This window comes from Massilia forsythiae (assembly GCF_012849555.1).
GTDB lineage: Bacteria > Pseudomonadota > Gammaproteobacteria > Burkholderiales > Burkholderiaceae_D > Telluria > Telluria forsythiae.
In genome coordinates, this window is the sequence record NZ_CP051685.1 from 6057846 (window position 1) to 6079584 (window position 21739).

A 21739-nucleotide genomic window follows, 5' to 3' on the forward strand; every position below is an offset into this window, starting at 1 on the left:
AGGGATGCAAGCGTAGATCATGCCGCCTTGGAGCGTATCCCGAATGCTGCAAAAGTACCGGCTTCGGACATGCTGCATGGGTCCCCGCCTTCGCGGGGACGACGAGCTATGGGTTAAAGCAGAGATGACGATTATCTTGGACAACAGTGCGCCTGCGCGGGGACGACGCCGGTTGCCGTGCGTGTATCTCCGACATCTTCATTCGTCCACATCCGTCCCCACATTGATCGCCGCATACGCCCGCTGCACCGCGATCGCTTCCCTGCTGCCCTTGCCATACAGCTCCTCGGCCGATTCGATCATCTTGGCGCGCGCGTCGGCGTAGTTGGTGCTGGAGGTGAACTTGGTGGTGTTGGCCTTGAACCAGATGCGGAATGCCTTGTCGAGGCCGATGCCGGTCATCGCCAGCGGGGTCTTGACCAGGTACTTGCTCCAGGTATCGCCAGCCTTGTCGCTGCTCGACCCCTGGGACAGGAAAAAGAACATGCGGTTGTTCGGGCCGCTGCTGTAGTGCACGTCCAGGCGTTTCAGGGTGCTGCTCCAGGCATCCGGGCTGCTGCCGTCCTTGCTCGGCTTCATCATCCAGCGCAGCGGCGTGCCGTCCTTGCTGATTTCCTTGCCCAGCACCCAGTCGTTGCCGCTGGCCGGGATGGCGTCGCCCTTGCCGCCGGCGCGCGCATAGGCTTCGATGACTTCGCCGTTGATGTCCGACGAGGATTCGTTGAGGCCGCCCGATTCGCCTGAATAGGTCAGGTTGGACGTAGACGCCGTCACGCCATGGCCCATCTCGTGGCCGATCACGTCGATCGAGCCCAGGCTGTTGAAGCTGGAACCGTCGCCGATGAACATGCAGCGGCAGGTGTCGCTGTAGTAGGCGTTGTCGTAGGCGGTGTTGACGTGGGCGGCGATGTAAGTGGCCGTGTTGTGGCCGTCGAGCGATAGCCAGCCGAACACGTTCTTCAAGGCGTCGTAGGTGTTCATCAGGCCCCACATCGCATTCACCGCCGCGGTCTGGCCGTTGGCGTCGGTGGTCAGGCCGCCGGCGCTGTATTGCTTGCCGTCGCCCCAGGTATTGGTGTCGTTGACGTACACCGCGCCGGCGCTGGTGCCGTGGTCGGCATTGGTGATCGCCATGCCGCCGAACGTCCCGCCGGCGCCGCGGCTGTCGTCCAGCATCTTGTACTTGCCGTCCACCAGCGTGGTATTGATCGGCACCTCGCCGTTGTACTGGCTCTTGCCGATGCCGATCACGCTCTGCAGCATGTCCCAGCTGTCCAGGATGGCGGCGTCGCGTGCGCTGACCACGGTGTCGCGGTACACCGGCTTGCCATCCAGGTGCATGCGGATGCGCACCAGCCAGGCCAGTTCGTAGCGGTCGACGACGTCGCGCACGTCGAGCGCGTTCAATTCCTGCTCGGGCTTGCCGAGCGCGGATTGCAGGCGTTCGCTGCGCATCACCGGGAAGATGACCAGTTCGGCGCTGGGCGGCGTGACGTGGCGCGTACCGGCGTCGGGCGACGGCGACGCGCCCAGCGCCTTCAACGCCGCTTCGATCGCGGCCTGCGAAGTGAGCGCCGGCGCCACGCTGAAATCGTGGGCCGGCGGCGTGCCCGGCGCGAACGCCTGGCCGGCGCCGGCCGTGAGGCCGAGGCGGCGTTCGGAAGCCGATTCCGAGCGGATGCGGCCGCTATCGTCGAGCACCAGCACCGATTCCGAGCCGAACACGCGCACGCCCTTGAATGTATGCGCCACGCGCGCCACCTGCATGCCCTGCATGCCGGGATGCTGGGCAATCACGGCGAAGCCGTGGCGCGCATCCAGCCCGCGTTCGATGCGACGCGCCTCCAGCTGGGCCACCAGCGCGGCGCGGGTCTGCGGGGTGGCGGCCTGCGGCGCGCTCATGGCCGCCGGCCTGGCCGTGGGTGCGGCGGCCTGCGCCGCGGCCGCGGCGTGACTCGCGAGCAGGGCAGCGGCCAGGGCCAGCGGGGAGCAGGCGTCCAGCGACGCCAGGATCGTGCGCTTGTTCATCTCGTCTCCATTCGGTAGGGGTGACTACCGAAGTGTGGACGAGCTCGGTTAATGATACTTGCTCAAGCGCAAGAATTACTTTCGCGGCGTGGTAGGGTGGACGGCTACGCCGCCCACGCGGTCATCCATCGCCGGCACATCGGCAAAGCATGCCACGGTTGGACGCGTTCACCGATCCCGCCGGCGCATCAGGTAGACCGCGGTGCCGACCACGGCGCCGGCCACCAGTGCCTTTTTCGCCAGGCCGGCCTTGTTGTACTGCCACTCGGCCTTGATGCCCATTTCTCCCAGCACGTTCGGCACCTTGCCGCTGGCCAGGTCGTCGCCGATGCCCTCGACCACGTTGACGCGGTCGGCCAGCAACAGCAGCAGCCAGTGGCGCATGTCGCTCTCGCTCCACTTGAAGGCGAGGCGGCGCAGCGCGCCGGACACGCCCTGCGGCGGCTGCACGGTGCCGAAGACCGGCGTGATGCCGGAGCGTTCGCACGACACCAGCACTTCGACGTTTTCCGGCTGCTGCGGCAGCTTGCCTTCGTGCTGGTTGATGAAGCGCGGCGGCGTGCGCTCCATGGGCACGCCGGGACGGTTCTTGCGGTCGAGGTCGACGCCCCAGCCCTGGATATGGCTCAATTGCTCGCGGCCGGGACGCGGCGGGTGGCTGGTGAAGTCGCCCTGCAGCGGGTGCTGGTGTACATGGCCGTCGCCGTCGTGGCGGTGGACATGGTCCTGATGATCTTGTCGTTCGATGGGGTTGTCGCGGTTCGATTCCATGCTGGCTCCTTATGGCTTGGCGCTGGCGCTGACGGCGCGCACTTCACGGGCCGATGGCGGGATCAGGACGGTCTTGATGCATTCGTCCAGCTTGCTCGAGAAGATGTGATAGGCATCCGACACTTCTTCCAGCGGAATGCGGTGCGTGATGATCTCCTTCGGGTTGATGTGCCCGGCGCGGATGTGCTCGATCAGGCGCGGCAGGTGGCGGCGCACGCTGGCCTGGTTCATGCGCAGGGTCAGGCCCTTGTTCAGCGCGTTGCCGATCGGGACCGCGTTGAAGGTTGGTCCGTACACGCCGACGATCGACACGTTGCCGCCCTTGCGCACCGAGTTGATGCACCAGTGCAGCACGGTGGCGGAACCGGCCTGCATCTTCATGTAGCGCCCGGTGATGGTCTGGGCGACGTCGCCGCCGGCTTCGGCGCCGACCGCGTCGATGCAGACGTCGGCACCCATGCCGTCGGTGATCTTCTTGATGTGCGCCGCCATGTCGTTGATTTCGCGGAAGTTGATGACTTCGCACTGGGCGTAGCGCTTGACGAATTCGAGGCGGTATTCCACCTCGTCGACCACGATCACGCGCCCCGCCCCCATCAGCCACGCCGACTTCGCCGCGAAGATGCCGACCGGGCCGGCGCCGAACACCACCACGGTATCGCCTTCCTGGATGTCGCCCATCTCGGCGGCCTGGTAGCCGGTCGGCAGCGCATCGGTCAGCAGCACGGCGTCGTCGTCGTGGATGTCGTCCGGGATCACCATCGGGCCGACGTCGGCCATCGGCACGCGCACGAACTCGGCCTGGCCGCCATCGTAGCCGCCGGCCGTGTGCGAATAACCGTAGATGCCGCCGACCGCCGACGCCTGCGCATTCGTGTTGTGGCAATTGCCGTACAACTCATGCTGGCAAAAGAAGCAGGAACCGCAAAATACGTTGAACGGCACCAGCACGCGGTCGCCGACCTTGAGTTTGTGCACGTCCGAACCGATGTCCTCGACCACGCCGATGAATTCGTGGCCGAAGGTGTGGCCGACCCGGGTATCCGGGACCATGCCGTGGTACAGGTGCAGGTCGGAACCGCAGATGCAGGCGCGCGTCACGCGCACGATCGCATCGCCGGGGTGTTCGATGACCGGGTCCGGTTTGTGGTCGGCGCGGACGCGGTAGGGTCCGCGGTAATTCATTGCCAGCATAAGTCCTCCAATGGTTGACGGCCCGCATATGCAAGGACGATCGGCCCACCTTATGGCAAAAAATCAAGAAAGGCGATAGGCGCACGGAAAGGAACGGCACTTTTTGAACGTTATTTTGCCGTCTGCTAGATTATTGTTTTTAAAAGGAAATTTTTGATACAGGTTATTTTCCAATTGGAATTAACAAAGCAAAACGGCCGCATGGGAGCGGCCGTTCGTCGTGTCAGGAAAGTGGGTCGCGGGTCAGAGCTGGCGCGCCTCGAAGGTATTGCATTGCTCGACCGAACCGGTCTGGATGCCGCGCGTGAACCAGCGTACCCGCTGTTCGGACGTGCCGTGGGTGAATGAGTCGGGCACCACTTCGCCCTGCGACTGGCGCTGCAGCGCATCGTCGCCGATGGCGCTGGCGGCGGCCAGGGCCGACTGGATGTCGCCCTGCTCGATGATCTGCTTGGCCTGGTTGGTGTGGTAGGCCCACACGCCGGCGAAGCAGTCGGCCTGCAGTTCCAGGCGTACCGACATGGCGTTGGCCTGGGTTTCCGACAGGTTGCGGCGGGCGCTGTCGACCTTGCCCGAGATGCCCAGCAGGTTCTGCACGTGGTGGCCGACCTCGTGCGCGATCACGTAGGCTTGCGTGAACTCGCCGCCCACCTTGAAGCGCTGCTGCATCAACTGGAAGAACGACAGGTCGATGTACACCTTGCGGTCGGCCGGGCAATAGAACGGGCCGGTCGCGCTCTGGCCGGTGCCGCAGGCGGTCTGGGTGCGGCGCGAGAACAGCACCAGGCGCGGCGGCGAATAGGTGGCGCCGTTGGACTTGAATATCTGGGTCCAGGTATCTTCGGTGTAGCCGAGCACGGTACGTACGAACTGGGTCTCGCGGTCGGTGGCGGGCGGATGGGACGGCGCCTGCTGCACCTGCTGCGTGCCGCCGCCACCCGACAACAGGTTCAGGATGGTGCCCGGCGACACGCCGAAGAACCACGACCCCAGCAACGCGATGGCGACCGAACCGATCCCCAGGGTCCCGCCGCCGATGCCGAAGCCGCCACCGCCGCCGCCGCCATCGCCGCGGCGGTCTTCCACATTGTCGCTTTGCCGATCACCATCCCAACGCATACCGCTTCTCCTTGCTGCGGCGCCATGCGGCGCCTCGTTTCTCAACGTCCGGTTGGACGCTTTACATTGACCAGGCCGGTTTTTTCACGGGCATCCTTGGAACGGAATTCCGCTTCCGAACAGATGCCGGCGCGCTGCTCGTCGTTCAGCGCGCGCTCGTGACGCTCGCGCTCGCATTCGCGCTCCAGGCGCTCGTTCAGGGAATCCTTCGGCAATGTCGATTTCATCGTAATCCTTGTGTGCAAAGGCCGGCATCACCGGCCATGGTCGCAGTATGCGTGATGGGCACTGCATGGTATGTTCGAATATTCACATAAGACATGTTTTTCGGGAGCGCGCGAGGATTTCTCGCGCTTTTTCCTCTGCCTGCGCCGCGATCGCAGCATGCCATCGACTGTGCGACGGCGTACGGAAGGCCGCCGCGCGGGCGCGCATGCTGGAACCATGACACTGCCTCTCGCCTCCAGCGCCGCGCGCGCCGCCCTCGTCGAACTCGGCACACGCCTGCGCGCCGATGCCTATCGCTTCGTGACCGTCACCCCGGCCACCCACCGCCGCGTCAACGGCCGCCCCGAGAATGCCCGGGCGCACGACCTGCGCGGCGCGCTCGGCTGGAGCCGGCCGTTCGGCCCCGGCGTGCTGCCGGCCGAGGTCGAAACGCCGCTGGCGCAGGCCGGGCTGCTCGCTGCCGTTTCCGGTGCGGCGTCCGGCGCTGCATCCGCCACGCCCCCCGACGCTCCCGCAGCGCGGCGCGCGCTGGTGCGCGCCTCGACCATCGGCGACCGCCTGTACTTCCACTCGGCCTGGCCGACGCACGACGACGATGCCGTATTCTTCGGCCCCGACACCTACCGCTACGTCGCCGCGCTGCAGCGCGCGCTGGCGTCGGCGTCGCTGCAACGCAAGGTGGAGCGCGCAATCGACATCGGCTGCGGCGCCGGTCCGGGCGCGATCGAACTGGCGCTGCGCCGGCCCGAGGCCATGGTATACGGCGCCGACATCAACGGCGATGCGCTGGCATTGGCCGAAGTCAACGCCGCCATCAATGGCGCCAGCAACCTGGTGCCCGTGCGTAGCGACCTGCTGGACGGCGTCGATGGCGGGTTCGACGTGATCATGTCGAATCCGCCCTACATCCTCGACAAGGACGAACTGGCCTACCGCCATGGCGGCGGCGAACACGGCGCCCAGCTCTCGATCGACATCGTGCACGCCGCGCTCGATCGCCTGAACCCGGGCGGCAGCCTGCTGCTGTACACCGGCGTCGCCATCGTCGAAGGCGAAGACCGCTTCCTGGCGGCGATCCGAGAACGCCTCGACGCCGGCTGCGCCGAGTGGCGCTACGAAGAACTCGACCCGGACATCTTCGGCGGCCAGCTCGGCTGCGAAGGCTACGAGCGGGTCGAGCGCATCGCGGCGGTGTGGCTGCATGCGGTCAGGCGCGGCTGAGCGCGGACTGGTGCGGCGGTTCAGGCCGCCGGCACCCGGTTGACCAGTTCGCGCCCGGCCTCGAAGGCGCCGATGCTGTCGATGGTGGTGCGCATGATCTGGCCGATCGCCTCTTCGGTGAAGAAGGCCTGGTGCCCGGTGACGATCACGTTCGGGAACGAGACCAGGCGCTGGATCACGTCGTCGGCGATCACGGTCGATGACAAATCCTGGAAGAACAAGCTCGATTCCTGCTCGTAGACGTCGATCGCCAGGCCGCCCAGCTGGCCGCTCTTGAGCGCGCCGATCGCGGCCTCGGTGTCGACCAGCGCCCCGCGGCTGGTATTGACCAGGATGCAGCCGCGCTTGGCGCGCGCCAGCGAGGCTGCGTTGACGATGTGGCGGGTGGCCTCGAACAGCGGGCAATGCAGGGACACCACGTCGCTGCAGGCCAGCAGCTCGTCCACCGCCAGGTAGCGCCCGCCCATCGCCTCGAAGGCCGGGTTCGGGTGCACGTCGTGGCCGACCACGCGGCAGCCGAAGCCGAGCATGATGCGGGCGAAGATCGCGCCGATCTTGCCGGTGCCGATCACGCCCACCGTCTTGCCGTGCAAATCGAAGCCCATCAGGCCGTCCAGTTCGAAATTGCCGTCGCGCGTGCGCACGCTGGCGCGCGCGATCTTGCGGTTCACGGCCAGCAGCAGGCCGACCGCGAATTCCGCCACCGAATGCGGCGAGTAATCGGTGACGCGCACCACCTCGATGCCGAGGCGCGCGGCGGCGGCGGTGTCGACGTGGTTGTAGCCGGTCGAACGCGTCGCCACCAGGCGCGTGCCCTGCGCCGCCAGGATCGCCAGTACCTCGGCATCGACCTCGTCGTTGACGAACACGCACACCGCCGGGCAACCGGCGGCGAGCGGCGCGCTGGCCGCAGTCAGGCGATCCTGGAGGAACAGCAGTTCGTGGCCGGCATCGGCGTTGGCGGCGCGCAGCAGGGATTGGTCGTAGCGGCGGGTACTGAAGACGGCGGTTTTCATCGAGGCATCCTTCTTGTGAAGACGCCAGTTGGCGGGCTGGCGTCGGGATCGGTTTTTGCAGCGAAGTTGTGGGTCTGCAGGCTTCACTGCCAAGGCCTGGAATGAAGAAGCGCCCTACGGGCGCTTCTTGGGAGGGTGGGATTCGCCCACGTACCGCGGGCCGCCGATGCGCGAGTACGCGCATCGCTTCGAATCCCACACGGCGAGCGCGCAGGCGCTCTCCGCATCGAAGCCAAAAAGAAAAAGGCTCCCGAGGGAGCCTTTTTCATTTTTGGCGGAGAGGGTGGGATTCGAACCCACGGTACGGTCACCCGTACGCCTGATTTCGAGTCAGGTACATTCGACCACTCTGCCACCTCTCCTGGTAACCGGTCGCTTGCATCGCGAGAGGCCGTATTATAGATGGGGGTTGGGAATATCGCAAGCGTGGAAATTGTTTTTGCATTTCTCGCCAACCGCAGAGATAGCGGCAAGCGTGCTTCACTACGCAGAACCTGGAATGAAGAAGCGCCCTGCGGGCGCTTCTTGGGGAGGGGGGGGATTCGCCCACGTGCCGCGGGCCGCCCGTGCGCGAGTACGCGCACGGCTTCGAATCCCACACGGAACGCGCGTAGGCGCTCTCCTCCTCTCCGCCACCAAACAAAAAAGGCTCCCGAGGGAGCCTTTTTTATTTATTGGCGGAGAGGGTGGGATTCGAACCCACGGTACGGTCACCCGTACGCCTGATTTCGAGTCAGGTACATTCGACCACTCTGCCACCTCTCCTGGTAACCGGTCGCTGTATTCGCGAGAGGCCGCATTATAGCAGCCCCATGGAAAAACGGAAGGGCTATCCGCGCATCGATCGCCCTGTCTCGATTCAGGCCGCCGGCGACAGGCGCTCCAGGCCACCCATGTAGGGGCGCAGCACTTCCGGGATGACGACGCTGCCGTCGGCCTGCTGGCCGTTTTCCAGTACCGCCACCAGGGTGCGGCCGACCGCCAGGCCGGAGCCGTTCAGGGTGTGCAGCAGTTCCGGCTTGTTCCTGGCGTTGCGGAAGCGCGCCTGCATGCGGCGCGCCTGGAAATCTTCGCAGTTCGACAGCGAGGAAATCTCGCGGTAGGTGTTCTGCGCCGGCAGCCAGACTTCCAGGTCGTAGGTCTTGGCCGCGCCGAAGCCCATGTCCCCGGTGCACAGCGACATGACGCGGTACGGCAGGTCCAGGCTTTGCAGGATGGTCTCGGCGTGGCCGACCATCTCTTCCAGCGCCGCGTACGAGGTGTCCGGATGCACGACCTGGACCAGTTCCACCTTGTCGAACTGGTGCTGGCGGATCATGCCGCGGGTATCGCGGCCGTAGCTGCCGGCTTCCGAACGGAAGCACGGGGTGTGCGCGGTCATCTTGATCGGCAATTCTTCCAGCGCCACGATCTCGTCGCGCACCATGTTGGTCAGCGAGACTTCCGAGGTCGGGATCAGGTAGAAATGCTCGCCCTCGCCCTCCACGCCGCCCTTCCTGACCGAGAACAGGTCGGCCTCGAACTTCGGCAACTGGCCGGTGCCGCGCAGCGAATCGGCATTCACCATGTAGGGGGTGTAGCACTCGGTGTAGCCGTGCCGGCCGGTGTGGGTGTCGAGCATGTACTGGGCCAGCGCGCGGTGCAGGCGCGCGATGCCGCCCTTCATCACCGAGAAACGCGAACCGGTCAGCTTGGTGGCGGTATCGAAGTCCAGGCCCAGCTTTTCGCCGATGTCGACATGGTCCTTGACGGCGAAGTCGAAGCTGCGCGGGGCGCCGACGCGGCGCACCTCGACATTGCCGCCTTCGTCAAGACCGGGCGGCACCGATTCGTGCGGCAGGTTCGGCACCGCTTCCAGGAATTCCGCCAGGCGCGACTGGACATCGGCCAGGGCGGCTTCGTTCGCCTTGAGTTCATCGCCCAGGCCGGCCACGTCCGCCATCACGGCGCTGGTGTCCTCGCCCTTGCCCTTGAGCATGCCGATCTGCTTGGACAAGGCGTTGCGCTTGCCCTGCAGCTCTTCGGTGCGGGTCTGGATCGCCTTGCGTTCGGCTTCGAGACCGTTGAACGCGGCGACGTCGAGCTGGTACTTGCGCGTGGCCAGGCGCGCGGCCACGTTGTCGATGTCTTTGCGGAGGAGTTGGATGTCTATCATTGTCGGAAGGAAGCGGACGTATGTCGAAATCACAATTGTACCAAGCCGCAGGCCGTTCCAAGACGTTTGCATGCCGCGCGCGTGGATCGGCGGCGCACGGACGCCCGCAGCGGGCATGGCCTAGGCGCCGGGGCGTTCGTCCATGAGCGCGGCGGCCGGCGCGCGGACGTCGTCACGGCCGCGACGCGGCGCCGGCACGGGTGGCAATGGCGCTGCCCCGCGGCTGCGCAGTTCCCTGCCCCTGGCATGCGGCGTCATCGCGAACAGGAAGAACAGCCAGATCGGCGCCTCATAGAAAAACATCTTTTCGTTGACCGGGACCAGCACCAGCAAGACCGCCAGCACCGGGCCGTTCGCCAGCATCATGCGCCCGACCATGACGGCGAACGCCAGCGTGACGATCAGCCCCCCGCGCGTGAGCAGGTTGAAGACCATGCCGATGTCCTGGTAATAGCAGCGGAAACACGGATCGGCGCCGAAGCCGACACCGATCAGCTTGTCCTCCAGGCTCAGCGCCACCCAGGCGTGCACGCCTTCCAGCCGGTGCGACAGGCTGCCGTCGTCGCGCTCGAAGAAGCGCGCCTCCAGGTGTTCCATCACGCCGGAAAAGAACATGTAGACCAGCACCGCCAGGACCAGCAGGACGATGTGCGACGCGCGCACCTTGGAGCGCCACAGGTAGGCGAGCAGGACGATCATCAAGGGCACGAAATACACCGAGGAGCCGGAATTGGTGGCGAACACCGACAGCACCGCCATGAAGCACAGCAGCAGGAAGCGGCCGCTGAAGGTCGAGGCCAGCATCAGGATTGCCGCCAGGCAGCCGATGTAATTGGCGTAGGTGCCCGGCTCCACGTGCAGACCGGAAAAGCGGGCGATGTTGAGGAAGTCCTCGACGAAGCGACTGCTGGAGCCGAACACCATCTTGTGGAAGTCGACGATCGGCCCGCCGGTGAAGTGGAACAGCAGCGCCTGCACGGTGATCACGGCGGCATTGATCACCAGCAGCCACGACAGCGCGGCGACGAATTCGGCGCGCCAGGTGAAGCTGGCCTCGTAGATGAACAGCGCCAGGCAGATGTTCAGGGATATCAGCAGCACGAAGTGGAAGGGAACGGGGCTGACGGCCAGCGCGTGCAGCGCCACCATCGCCAGCGCCACCAGCACCAGCTGCGATTCGATGCGCAGGCGCAGCCGGGTGATGAAGCACAGCGGCGCCAGCGCCAGTACCGAGATGGCGGCGGTGAAATATTTGGGGAACATCGACGGGTTCGGCCCGCCTTGCTCGAACGGGGTGAACAACAGGAACAGCGCGACCAGGAAACCCAGGAACGCCAGTCTGCCGCCTGCCTGCCGCCGTGCGCCGTCGCTCATGGTCATTCCTCGCCGATGCGCCAGGTCAGCCGGCCGGCGGCCCATCGCCGCCGACCGCATCCAGCACGGGCGCCGCGCCGGCCGCTGCATGCGGCTGCGCCTGGCCGCCGCCGGCCAGTTCGCGGCCGAAGCGCGCGTAGTTGGCGGCGGCGTCGAAATGGGCGGCCCAATGACGGCGCGCCGCCGCCCGCACGGCGCGCGCCGCGGCGCGGTCGTTGAAACGCAGCAGCGCCGCCGCGATGGCCGCGGCGCCGGCGTCGGCGGGCAGCAGCACGCCGTTGGCGCCGTTGACGATCTCGGCATTGCCGCCGACGTCGGCAGCGACCATCGGCATGCCCGCGGCGCACGCCTCCATCAGGCTGACCGGGATGCCTTCGCTGTCGCTCACGTTGGCGATGACGTCGAATGCTTCTGCGCGGTACAACGCCATCAGTTCGGCCTGCGTGCGGTAGCCCTCGAACACGGCCTGTGCGCGCGCGCCGAAGCCGCCCAGGCGCCTGGCCGCATGGGCGCGCACCTGTTCCAGCAAGGGGCCGTCGCCGACATGGGTCCAGCGTATCTGCAGCGCCGGATCGGCCGCCAGCAGGCAGGCCATGGCGTCGACGATCAGGTGCAGGCGCTTGCTGGCGATGACGAAGGCGCAGGAGACAATCGACAAGGGGCCGTCGTGCGGCTGGCGGTTGAGGAAGCCGGGGTCGTCGACGCCCAGCCGGAACACATGGATCTTGCCGGACGCCGCCGGAAAGCACTCGGCCAGGTAGCGCGCGCCGTGCTCGGAAATGCAGTAGACGTCGTCGATGCCGGCCATGACGGTGCGCCGCAGTCCGGCGTAGCCGCCCGGCTTGAGGTCTTCGTAGAGATCGCCGCGATGGGCGCGGCAGACGATGCGCAAGGGGGTGCCGCTGGCCTTGCGGAAATGCAGTGCGCCGGCGATCTCCGGCACCATCCAGTAGAAATAGACGATATCGACGCCGGCGTCGCTGCCGGCGCCGCAAGCATGCGCCGCGCCGCTGCGGGCCCGGCGCGCCAGCCCGCCCAGGAAATGCTCGAACATGCGCGCCCGGTACAAGGCGCGCACCAGTTCCTTCAGGTTGTCCAGCTTGCGCGGGCGCGCCAGGATCGAGGCCAGGTCGCCGGCCCAGCGGTAATGGACCAGCGCCAGCAGCAGGCAGGCCAGCATGCGCGGCACCCGCAGGAAGCCCCAGCGGGTGTCGGCATAGGCGAGATCGACGGGCTGGCGCGCCGGGCGCGGGGTGGTGCCGGGCACATAAAAGCCGGGCACGATGCCGATCCTTCCCAGGCTGCGCGCCACATGCTCGAGTTCGGCCGTCACGAAGGTCTCGCCCTGTCCGTAAGGGTACAGCGAGGTGACCATCAGCATTCTTGCCGGCTTCATCGCTCTTCCCCTGGTGCCCGCGCCGTCCCCTGCCCGTCTGCGCCGGCCCGGGCGATGCGCTCGGCCATGATCCTGCGGTACAAGAAGATCGTGTACGCGGCGGTGGCGCTGAAGGCCACCGTGGAAGCCAGGGCGGCGCCATGCAGGCCGTACTGCGGGATCGCCAGCAGGCAGCCCGCGCCGTTCAGGCTGAACGACAGCAGCGCGGCCTGGATGTTGACGCGCTGGCAGCCCATGCCGGCCAGCGAATTGGCGACCACGCTCATGTAGCTCCAGGCGACGATGCCGGGCAGCAGGATCACGAAAGGCAGCGCCGCCTCCGCATAGTCGCGCCCGAACACCCAGGGGATCACCGGCGTGGCCAGCACGGCCGCCAGCAGCGCCGCCCCCAAGGTGATCTTGAAGACGGTCAGCGCGACCTTGCGCACCATGGCCTGCAACGCCGCCGGCGTGCGGTTGTGCGCCGCCGACTCCGGAAACACCACGACCGAGGCCGCGCTGGCGATCAGCCACAGCACCTCGGCCAGCTGGATCGCCAGGGCGTAGCGGCCGGCGCCGGCGGGATCGATCATCAGGCTCACCGCATACAGCGCCACCCGGTAGTTGAGAAAGGTGATCACGTTGCTGAGATGGGTGCGCAGCCCGAACGCGACCGCGGCGCCGAGCTTGACGCCGGGATCGGGCACCGGCGCGGCGTAGCCGTGCACGCGCACCTCGCTGGCCAGCCACAGCGCGGCCTGGCTCAGGATGTGGCAGGCCAGCACCGCGGCCACGCCGACCGCGTGGAAGGCGCCGAGCACCAGCACCCCCGTGCAGAACACCAGCGGCTGGGTCAGCGCGGTCTTGTTGTAGGCGGCGTAGTCGCGCGCGCCCTGGATCAGGGACGAGGTCCAGCCGGCCAGCAGCATCATCGGGAACAGCAGGCTCGCGTACAGCGCCGTGTGCCTGGCAGTGCCGGGCAGCCAGCGGCCGATGGCGCCGTCGCCGAGCAGCGCCAGCGCCAGCGCGGCCGCGCTCCACAGGCCGAATGCCAGGCGCCGGTTCAGGCGCCGCATGGCGCGCGGACTGCCGGTGCCGCTGCTCATGTGGTACACGTGGCTGGGGCCGAGGCCCAGGTTGAGGAAGGCGTACAGGGTTTGCGGCAGCAGCAGCGCGGTCACCAGCAAGCCATTGTCGTGCGGGCCGAGCTGGCGCGTGGTCACCCACAGGGCGACGAAATACAGGCCGCTCGACACCACCTGGCGCAGCAGCGTCGAACCGATCGCGGCCGACAGATCGAAGCGCGCATCGGGCGTGCGCCCGAGGGAAAGCGATGCCAGCAAGCTTTTCATGTGGGTCAGCATATGCGGATGACTTCGCTCGTGCGAAAGATGGGTGGACGGACCAGGCATCGGTCACGCCGGTCCATTATGCGATGGCGCTACGGCGCGAGGCTGAGGCCGATCAATCAGCACGCGGCAAAGTGAATTGCCATAATTAAACATCAGGCGCACGCCGCATGGCGGTCGAGCCGGCGCAAGACGGGTCGGCCGGGTTTGGGCTAAGGTCGCGCTGCGCGGCCAGCCCGACTGCGGGACGGCCGCATCGATCGAGGACCGACATGCGCACCCTTCCCTGCCTGTTGTTCTGCTGCGCCGGATTCGGCTGTTCCACTGCCGGACCGGCCCGGCCCGACGCCGCCGCACCGGCCACGCTGTACGTGGCCCCCGACGGCGACGATGCCAATCCGGGCACGCGCGCGGCGCCGCTGCGCAGCGTCGGCGCCGCCGCCGCCAGGGCGCGCGCCGGCGCCACGGTGCGCGTCGCGCCCGGCACGTATGCCGAGAACGTCAAGTCGACCGCCCCCGGCAGCGCGGCGGCGCCGATCCGCTACCTGTCCGACGTCAAATGGGGCGCGAAGATCGTCGGCAGCGGCACCGAGGCGGTGTGGGAAAACCATGGACGCCACGTGGAAATCGCCGGTTTCGACCTCAGCGGCAGCGGGCGCGCCGGCATCCTGAATTTCGCGTCGCGGGTGCGCATGGCCGGCAACCACGTGCACGACCTGGCGCTGTCGGGCGGCTGTACCGGCAACGGCGGTGGCGGCATCGTCAATGCCGACTACACGGCGTCCGACGGCGAGATCAGCGGCAACGTGGTGCACGACATCGGCACGCCCGGCGCCTGTCCGGGCGTGCACGGCATCTACCTTTCCAACCTGCGCGGGCGCATCGACAACAACATCGTATACCGTGCCTCGGCCTGGGGCATCCACCTGTGGCATGCGGCCGACCGGGTCGTCATCGCCAACAACACGGTGTTCGCCAACGGTTCCGCTACGGTCGGGGGCGGCATCGTGGCCGGCACCGGCGACCGGCCCGGCGGCGTGGTGCTGAGCGGGACCAGGATCATCAACAACATCGTGGCCTTCAATCCGCGTGCGTCGATCAGGCAATATTGCTATCCCGGGCAGGCGTGCATCGGCGCCGGCAACGTGGTCGCCAACAATGTTGTGTATGGCAACGGCATCGGCATCGAAATGCTTGTCGGCAAGGCAAGAGGAACCATCGTGGCCGATCCCGGTTTCGTCGCCTTCCGTGCCGACGGCAGCGGCAACTACCAGTTGCAGCGCGGGTCGCCGGCCTTGAAGAGCGGCATCGCCGTGGCGGCGCCGGCAACCGATATCGACGGCGTGCGCCGTCCGCGCGGCGCGGCCGTGGACATCGGCGCCTACCAGCAGCGCTGAGCCGTCCGCCGCAGCTGTCATGGGCCGCCTCAGGGCGCGCCCCGTCCACTCCCGCATGCCGGCCGGCCACCGTCTTCCGCAGGCAACCGCGCCGGGTTTCCTGATAATCATTCCAGGCAAACAAATTTCCTTGGGATTCAGTTATTTCTTCAAAATTTTTTCCCAAAAACATTGAACTATGGAAGCTTCATTCCCTCAAAGGTATCGCATTGATCTTTTTTGAGAGGAATTTCCAGATGAAGAAAATCGTCACTTTTGCTTCGAATGTTCACGCCGGCGCACTGCTCTCCTGCAGCGCCGCCGTCCTGCTGGCCGCCTGCGGCGGCGGCACGACCGACACCCCGTCCGCCACCACCGCCGGGATGGTCCAGAGCGCGATCGTATCCGAAGCAACTGTTGCCGCCGACGGCCAGGCCGCGGCGTTGACGGAAGAGAGCGCCGGCACCGGCGCTATCGAGCAAGCCGCTTCGCAACCAACGCCCGCTGCCGCCATCTCCCCGACCCGCCTGCTGGCCTCGGTCGGCTCGGCGGCGGCCAGCGTCTCGGACCAGATCGCCGAACTCTACCGTACCCTGCTCGGCCGCGAGCCTGACAGCGCCGGCCTGCAGTACTGGACCCAGCAGGTAAACGCCGGCATGTCCATCGACGCCGTCTCGAACGCGATGTTGAACAGCGAGGAATACGCCGCCACCCACGCCGCGGCGGCGGCCACCACCAGCATCTACCACTTGTATGTGTCCACCAGCGGTTCCGACTCCAACACCGGTACCCAGGCCAAGCCGTTCAAGACCATCACCAAGGCCGCCGCCGCCGCCAAGGCCGGCACCACCGTGCACGTCGCCGCCGGCACCTATGCCGGCAACGTCACCACCAAGGTCAGCGGCACGTCCAGCAACCGCATCGTGTTCCTGTCCGACACCAAATGGGGCGCCAAGATCGTCGGCAGCGGCACCGAAGCCATGTGGACCAACAGCGCCAACTACATCGACATCACCGGCTTCGACATCAGCGGCCCGGGCCGCCTGGGCATCGTCAACAACGGCTCCAACACCCTGGTCTCGAACAACCACATCCACAACATCACCGTCTCCGGCGGCTGCACCGGCAGCGGCGGCGCCGGCGTGGTCAACGCCAACTACAGCGGTTCCAACGGCGACGTGATCGGCAACGTCGTGCACGACATCGGCAAGCCGGGCGGCTGCAACGGCGTGCAGGGCATCTATTCGTCCAACAAGGGCGGCAAGATCATGAACAACGTGGTCTACCGCGTCTCGGCCTACGGCATCCACCTGTGGCATGCCGCGTCCGACGCCACCATCGCCAACAACACCGTGTTCGCCAACGGTTCGTCGGGCATGGGCGGCGGCATCGTGATCGGCGTGGGCGACTCGCCCGGCGGCGTGCAACTGGTGAACACCAAGGTGCTCAACAACATCGTCTACAACAACCCGCGCGCCGGCATCATGGAATATTGCTACTCGGGCCAGAGCTGCATCGGCTCGGGCAACAGCGTGACCAACAACCTGGTCTACGGCAACGGTTCAAGCATCACGATGAAGGTCGGCAGCGCCACCGCGACCGTCAGCGCCGATCCGAAGTTCGTCAGCTACAACCCGGCCGGCACCGGCGACTACCGCCTGCAATCCAGTTCGCCGGCGGTGAACAAGGGCAGCGCCTCGTCGGCGCCGGGCACCGACATCCTGGGCGTGGCGCGGCCGAAGGGCGGCGCGTTCGACATCGGCGCCTACGAGAGCTACTGATCCGCGCCGTCGAAGCAACTGCCGGCAGCGCTTGAACCGATACGTTCCGGCGCCGGGCCAAGGCGCTTGAAGCGATCCGCCGCAGCGCCGCACTCCTCCCATTTCCCTGGAATTTCTCGATCCGGCATGCGCGCAACGCCGTGCATGCCCTTTTAAGCGAGCTGAACAATATTTGCCATTTATTTCTAATTAGAAATTTATTTTGGCATTTTCATACCCTAAGAAAACTTTTTTCGAAAAAGTTGAACTTAGGAAGTTTCCACAGCTCAAAAGCAGTACTCATTGACTCGTTGAAGTAAGGAATCTCCCGCATGAAAAACGCAATCGCCTCCCTGTTCGCCCACCGTGCCAACAATCTCCTCGCCTGCAGCGCCATCGCTTTCCTCGGCACCTGCGGCGCCGCCCAAGCCGCCGGCCAGGCCGCCGTACCCGCCAATGCCGCGGCGGCACCGCTGAGCGCAGAGAGCAAGAATGCCGACGGCTACCAGCAAGCCGTCAGCGCCGCCGTCGCAACCGCGGTCGACGCCGCGCTGGTCTCCGCCGACAACGATACCCTGGCTTCGGTCTCGCGTACCCGCAGCGGCACGGCTACCCCGGCGGCGCCCACCGCGCCGACCGCGACTCCGACGGCAACCACCACCAGCATCTACCACTTGTACGTGTCCACCAGCGGTTCCGATGCCAACACCGGTACCCAGGCCAAGCCGTTCAAGACCATCACCAAGGCCGCCGCCGCCGCCAAGGCCGGCACCACCGTGCACGTCGCCGCCGGCACCTATGCCGGCAACGTCACCACCAAGGTCAGCGGCACATCCAGCAACCGCATCGTGTTCCTGTCCGATACCAAGTGGGGCGCCAAGATCGTCGGCAGCGGCACCGAAGCCATGTGGACCAACAGCGCCAACTACATCGACATCACCGGCTTCGACATCAGCGGCCCGGGCCGCCTGGGCATCGTCAACAACGGTTCCAACACCCTGGTCTCGAACAACCACATCCACAACATCACCGTCTCCGGCGGCTGCACCGGCAGCGGCGGCGCCGGCGTGGTCAATGCCAACTACAGCGGTTCCAACGGCGATGTGATCGGCAACGTCGTGCACGACATCGGCAAGCCGGGCGGCTGCAACGGCGTGCAGGGCATCTATTCGTCCAACAAGGGCGGCAAGATCATGAACAACGTGGTCTACCGCGTCTCGGCCTACGGCATCCACCTGTGGCACGCCGCGTCCGACGCCACCATCGCCAACAACACCGTGTTCGCCAACGGTTCGTCGGGCATGGGCGGCGGCATCGTGATCGGCGTGGGCGATTCGCCCGGCGGCGTGCAGCTGGTGAATACCAAGGTGCTCAACAACATCGTCTACAACAACCCGCGCGCCGGCATCATGGAATATTGCTACTCGGGCCAGAGCTGCATCGGCTCGGGCAACAGCGTGACCAACAACCTGGTCTACGGCAACGGTTCAAGCATCACGATGAAGGTCGGCAGCGCCACCGCGACCGTCAGCGCCGATCCGAAGTTCGTCAGCTACAACCCGGCCGGCACCGGCGACTACCGCCTGCAGTCCGGCTCGCCGGCGGTGAACAAGGGCAGCGCCTCGTCGGCGCCGGGCACCGACATCCTGGGCGTGGCCCGTCCGAAAGGCGGCGCGTTCGACATCGGCGCCTACGAGAGCTACTGATCGTGTGACAGACGCGGTGGCGCAAGCCACCGCGTATCCACGCTCCAGCCCCGTGCCGGCCTTGCCGGTGCGGGGCTTTTTGCTGTCATGCGGATGTATCGCTTCCGGCTACTCGGTATGGGTCCCCGCCTGCGCGGGGACGACGGATGGGTTTGCGCGGGGACGACGCAGGGCTGGCGCCGCTACTCTCCGGCCGTGCCCGCGTCCGCATCCAGCTGGCGCAGGAAGGCCAGTTTTTCAGCCACTTTGCCCTCGATCCCGCGCGGCACCGGCTGGTACCAGCGCGGCTCCGGCATACCGTCCGGCAGGTAGGTTTCGCCGGCCGCATAGGCATGCGGCTCGTCGTGCGCGTAGCGGTATTCGTGGCCGTAGCCGAGTTCCTTCATCAGCTTGGTCGGCGCATTGCGCAGGTGGACCGGCACTTCGCGCGACTTGTCCTTGCGCACGAAGGCCATGGCGGCATTGAAGGCGTTGTAGCCCGCGTTGCTCTTGGCGGCGATCGCCAGGTAGATCACGGCCTGTCCCAGCGCCAGCTCGCCCTCGGGCGACCCGAGGCGCTCGTAGGTGGCGGCGGCGTCGTTGGCGACCTGGATCGCGCGCGGGTCGGCCAGGCCGATGTCTTCCCAGGCCATGCGTACGATGCGGCGCGACAGGTACTTGGCGTCGGCGCCGCCGTCGAGCATGCGGCACAGCCAGTACAGGGCGGCGTCCGGATGCGAGCCGCGCACCGACTTGTGCAGCGCGGAGATCTGGTCATAGAAATTGTCGCCGCCCTTGTCGAAGCGGCGCGCGTTCAACGTCAGCGCGTTCTCGACGAAGTCCTTGGTGATGCGGGTGACGCCGCTGGTGTTGGCCGAGGTCTTGGTCTGCTCCAGCAGGTTGAGGAAGCGGCGCGCATCGCCGTCGGCGTAGCCGACCAGGGTCTGCACCGCCACCTCGTCGAACACCAGGTGCTGCAGCACGTTCCGGCGCGCGCGCTCCAGCAACTGGCGCAGCTCGTCGTCGCTGAGCGCCTTGAGCACGTACACCTGCGAACGCGACAACAGCGCCGAATTGACTTCGAACGACGGGTTCTCGGTGGTGGCGCCGATCAGCGTCACCAGGCCGCTTTCCACGAACGGCAGCAGCGCGTCCTGCTGCGACTTGTTGAAGCGGTGGATCTCGTCGATGAACAGGATGGTGTGCTTGCCGCGCGCCAGGTACTGTTCTGCCTGCTCGACGGCGGCGCGGATGTCCTTCACGCCCGAGAGCACCGCCGACAGCGCGATGAATTCGCAGTCGAAGGCATGCGCCGTCAGGCGCGCCAGCGTGGTCTTGCCCACGCCCGGCGGCCCCCACAGGATCATCGAATGCGGGCGGCCCGACTTGAACACCAGGTTCAAGGGCTTGCCCTCGCCCAGCAAGTGGCTCTGGCCGATCACCTCGCCGATGGTCTTCGGACGCAGCGCCTCGGCCAGCGGCGGCGCGGGTTCGGTCTTGAACAGGTCAGCCAAGGAAGGCTCCCGTGGCGCTCGGGGTGTACATGATTTTCATCCCGCCAATGTAGGGGCGGGATGCCGAAAACACAAGCGGCGCGCACCGGCGCCGCGCGGCCCTATTTCAGCAGGACGCGCCCGAACATGGCGTCGCTGCGGCGGCCGGCGCCGCTCGCCGGCGTGAAGCGGCAGCTGACCGCGTACTGGCGCGCATCCTCGACCTGGTCGGCCGGGAAGGCGCCGCGTTCGGCCTTGACGCCGAACGGCGCGCCGCCGGTATTGACCAGCATGCGCACGCGGATGCCGCCGCCATCGCTGCTGCCGTCCAGCGGCGCGAAGCCGGCGAATTGGGTGGACGGCGCGCAGCTGCCGGCCACCAGCGCCGGGCGCATGCCCTCGCCCTCCGGCGCCCACACATGCACCACCTGGCGCACCGTGCCCTGGGCGTCGGCGGCCTGCTGCGCGGGAAAGCTGCAGCCGCGCAGCGTCTTCAGGCTGGCCTCGTCCAACAGCGCCCAGCCGCTGCCCTGCTCGATCGCGGCATCGGCGACGCTGCCGTCGGCCGCGATGCGGTAGCGCAGCCGGGTGCGGCCCTCGAGTTCGTAGCGGCGCGCCTCGGGCGGCCACGGCGGGCGCGCGCAGGTGTCGGGGATGGGCACGGCCGCCGGCGCGGCGGCAGGGTCGGCGCCGACGCCGGACTGGCCCTGGTCGGCGCCGGCGGCCTGGCTGGCGACGCCCGCAGCAGCCGGGTCGGCGCCGGCTTGCTGCGCAGCCGCCTGCGCATCCGGGCTGACAGCCGATGCGGCCGATGCAGCGGCGAAGGCCGTGATGGCGGCGGCCACGCAATGCAGGAACGGCTTCATCGCGGACCTCCCGGTCTTACTGGTTGACCACGTCGGCGCCCTTCGGCACCACGAACTGGAAGGCTTGCGCGCCCAGCGCAGGGTTGCGCTGGAAACTGGTGAACTTCAGCAGCGTGGTGCGGCCGAAGTTGTCCTTCAGTTCCATCGCCTGCGGCGCGCCGTCCTTCATGCCGATGCCGATCTGCTCGAAGGTGGTGTCCTTGGCCTTGGGCGTGGCGCTCAGCCATTCCAGGCCGTCGCGGTTGCCGGCCTCGGCCAGCGTGAAATTCTTTTCCAGGTCGTTGCTGCCGAACAGGATCGCGGCCGGCGAGCTGCCCAGCGCATTGCCCAGCTTGCGGGTGGTGACCTGGTTCAGGTCCTTGTCGAAGATGTACAGGGTTTCGCCGTCGGCCTGCAATACCTGCTCGTACGGCTTCTGGTAGGTCCAGATGAACTTGCCGGGACGGGCGAATACGAAGCTGCCGCTGGAGACCGGGGCCGGCTTGCCGCTGGCGCTGCGCGCTTGCGTCTGGGTGAATTCGCCGCGCGCGGACTTGGTGCCGGCCACGAAGGATTTGAACTGGTCGAGGGCGGCGGCGTGGGCGACGCTGCCCAAGGATAACGCCAGCGTGGCGGCGGCGATCAGGGTGGTCAACACGGTGTGCGGCTTGGTGTGCATGTAGTCGGTTCCTTTGTTTTTGTTCGATTGGCGTCGTGGCGAGGCAGCGCCGGCGGTGGCTGGACGCGTGG

At 66.8% G+C, this 21739-nt stretch carries 17 protein-coding genes and 2 tRNA genes; 4 read left to right on the top strand and 15 right to left on the bottom strand.

The window, feature by feature from the left end; translation table 11 throughout:
• Positions 1-198: 198 nt before the first annotated feature.
• The 5 genes from HH212_RS25490 to HH212_RS25510 form a co-directional block, all read right to left on the bottom strand.
• Positions 199-2028 (bottom strand): M4 family metallopeptidase, encoded by a 1830-nt coding sequence (locus tag HH212_RS25490; protein WP_170205012.1) that lies wholly within the window; start codon positions 2026-2028, stop codon positions 199-201.
• A gap of 168 nt (positions 2029-2196) precedes the next feature.
• On the bottom strand, positions 2197-2799 hold the full coding sequence (locus tag HH212_RS25495; protein WP_229217464.1) for a hypothetical protein: 603 nt from the start codon (positions 2797-2799) through the stop codon (positions 2197-2199).
• Positions 2800-2808: 9 nt separating this feature from the next.
• Entirely contained in the window at positions 2809-3993 is a 1185-nt protein-coding gene (locus tag HH212_RS25500; protein ID WP_170205013.1) for a zinc-dependent alcohol dehydrogenase, read from the bottom strand.
• Positions 3994-4236: 243 nt separating this feature from the next.
• Positions 4237-5112: a KPN_02809 family neutral zinc metallopeptidase gene (gene ypfJ, locus HH212_RS25505; protein WP_170205014.1), complete on the bottom strand. Its 876-nt coding sequence runs from the start codon at positions 5110-5112 to the stop codon at positions 4237-4239.
• Between the two features lie 41 nt (positions 5113-5153).
• Positions 5154-5339 (bottom strand): hypothetical protein, encoded by a 186-nt coding sequence (locus HH212_RS25510; RefSeq protein WP_170205015.1) that lies wholly within the window; start codon positions 5337-5339, stop codon positions 5154-5156.
• Positions 5340-5556: 217 nt separating this feature from the next.
• On the opposite strand from HH212_RS25510, the gene HH212_RS25515 reads away from it, so the two are divergent.
• Positions 5557-6561: a methyltransferase gene (locus tag HH212_RS25515; protein ID WP_170205016.1), complete on the top strand. Its 1005-nt coding sequence runs from the start codon at positions 5557-5559 to the stop codon at positions 6559-6561.
• A 20-nt stretch (positions 6562-6581) separates the two neighbouring features.
• Here the strand turns inward: HH212_RS25515 and HH212_RS25520 are convergent, their stop codons facing one another.
• From HH212_RS25520 to HH212_RS25550, 7 genes are all read right to left on the bottom strand, one after another.
• A complete protein-coding gene (locus HH212_RS25520) occupies positions 6582-7577 on the bottom strand; it encodes a 2-hydroxyacid dehydrogenase (RefSeq protein ID WP_170205017.1) in 996 nt (331 codons plus the stop codon).
• A gap of 272 nt (positions 7578-7849) precedes the next feature.
• Positions 7850-7939, bottom strand: a tRNA-Ser gene (locus tag HH212_RS25525).
• Positions 7940-8252: 313 nt separating this feature from the next.
• Positions 8253-8342: transfer RNA gene (locus HH212_RS25530), tRNA-Ser, on the bottom strand.
• A 94-nt stretch (positions 8343-8436) separates the two neighbouring features.
• Entirely contained in the window at positions 8437-9732 is a 1296-nt protein-coding gene (gene serS / locus HH212_RS25535; protein ID WP_170205018.1) for a serine--tRNA ligase, read from the bottom strand.
• A gap of 120 nt (positions 9733-9852) precedes the next feature.
• Complete coding sequence (locus HH212_RS25540) at positions 9853-11106, bottom strand: hypothetical protein (protein WP_170205019.1); 1254 nt, start codon at positions 11104-11106, stop codon at positions 9853-9855.
• Positions 11107-11131: 25 nt separating this feature from the next.
• On the bottom strand, positions 11132-12502 hold the full coding sequence (locus HH212_RS25545; RefSeq protein WP_170205020.1) for a glycosyltransferase: 1371 nt from the start codon (positions 12500-12502) through the stop codon (positions 11132-11134).
• Positions 12499-13833, bottom strand: coding sequence for a lipopolysaccharide biosynthesis protein (locus HH212_RS25550; protein ID WP_170205021.1), 1335 nt, complete (start codon positions 13831-13833; stop codon positions 12499-12501). Before HH212_RS25550 ends, HH212_RS25545 begins: the two co-directional genes overlap by 4 nt.
• 269 nt (positions 13834-14102) lie before the next feature.
• On the opposite strand from HH212_RS25550, the gene HH212_RS25555 reads away from it, so the two are divergent.
• The 3 genes from HH212_RS25555 (at position 14103) to HH212_RS25565 (ending at position 18672) form a co-directional block, all read left to right on the top strand.
• Complete coding sequence (locus HH212_RS25555; protein ID WP_170205022.1) at positions 14103-15227, top strand: choice-of-anchor Q domain-containing protein; 1125 nt, start codon at positions 14103-14105, stop codon at positions 15225-15227.
• 236 nt (positions 15228-15463) lie between these two features.
• Positions 15464-16987: a right-handed parallel beta-helix repeat-containing protein gene (locus HH212_RS25560; RefSeq protein WP_229217465.1), complete on the top strand. Its 1524-nt coding sequence runs from the start codon at positions 15464-15466 to the stop codon at positions 16985-16987.
• Between the two features lie 311 nt (positions 16988-17298).
• A complete protein-coding gene (locus tag HH212_RS25565; RefSeq protein ID WP_170205023.1) occupies positions 17299-18672 on the top strand; it encodes a right-handed parallel beta-helix repeat-containing protein in 1374 nt (457 codons plus the stop codon).
• A gap of 182 nt (positions 18673-18854) precedes the next feature.
• Here the strand turns inward: HH212_RS25565 and HH212_RS25570 are convergent, their stop codons facing one another.
• The 3 genes from HH212_RS25570 to lolA form a co-directional block, all read right to left on the bottom strand.
• Complete coding sequence (locus HH212_RS25570; RefSeq protein ID WP_170205024.1) at positions 18855-20165, bottom strand: replication-associated recombination protein A; 1311 nt, start codon at positions 20163-20165, stop codon at positions 18855-18857.
• A 101-nt stretch (positions 20166-20266) separates the two neighbouring features.
• A complete protein-coding gene (locus tag HH212_RS25575; RefSeq protein ID WP_170205025.1) occupies positions 20267-21010 on the bottom strand; it encodes an energy transducer TonB in 744 nt (247 codons plus the stop codon).
• Between the two features lie 16 nt (positions 21011-21026).
• Complete coding sequence (gene lolA / locus HH212_RS25580; protein WP_170205026.1) at positions 21027-21668, bottom strand: outer membrane lipoprotein chaperone LolA; 642 nt, start codon at positions 21666-21668, stop codon at positions 21027-21029.
• Positions 21669-21739 lie beyond the last annotated feature (71 nt).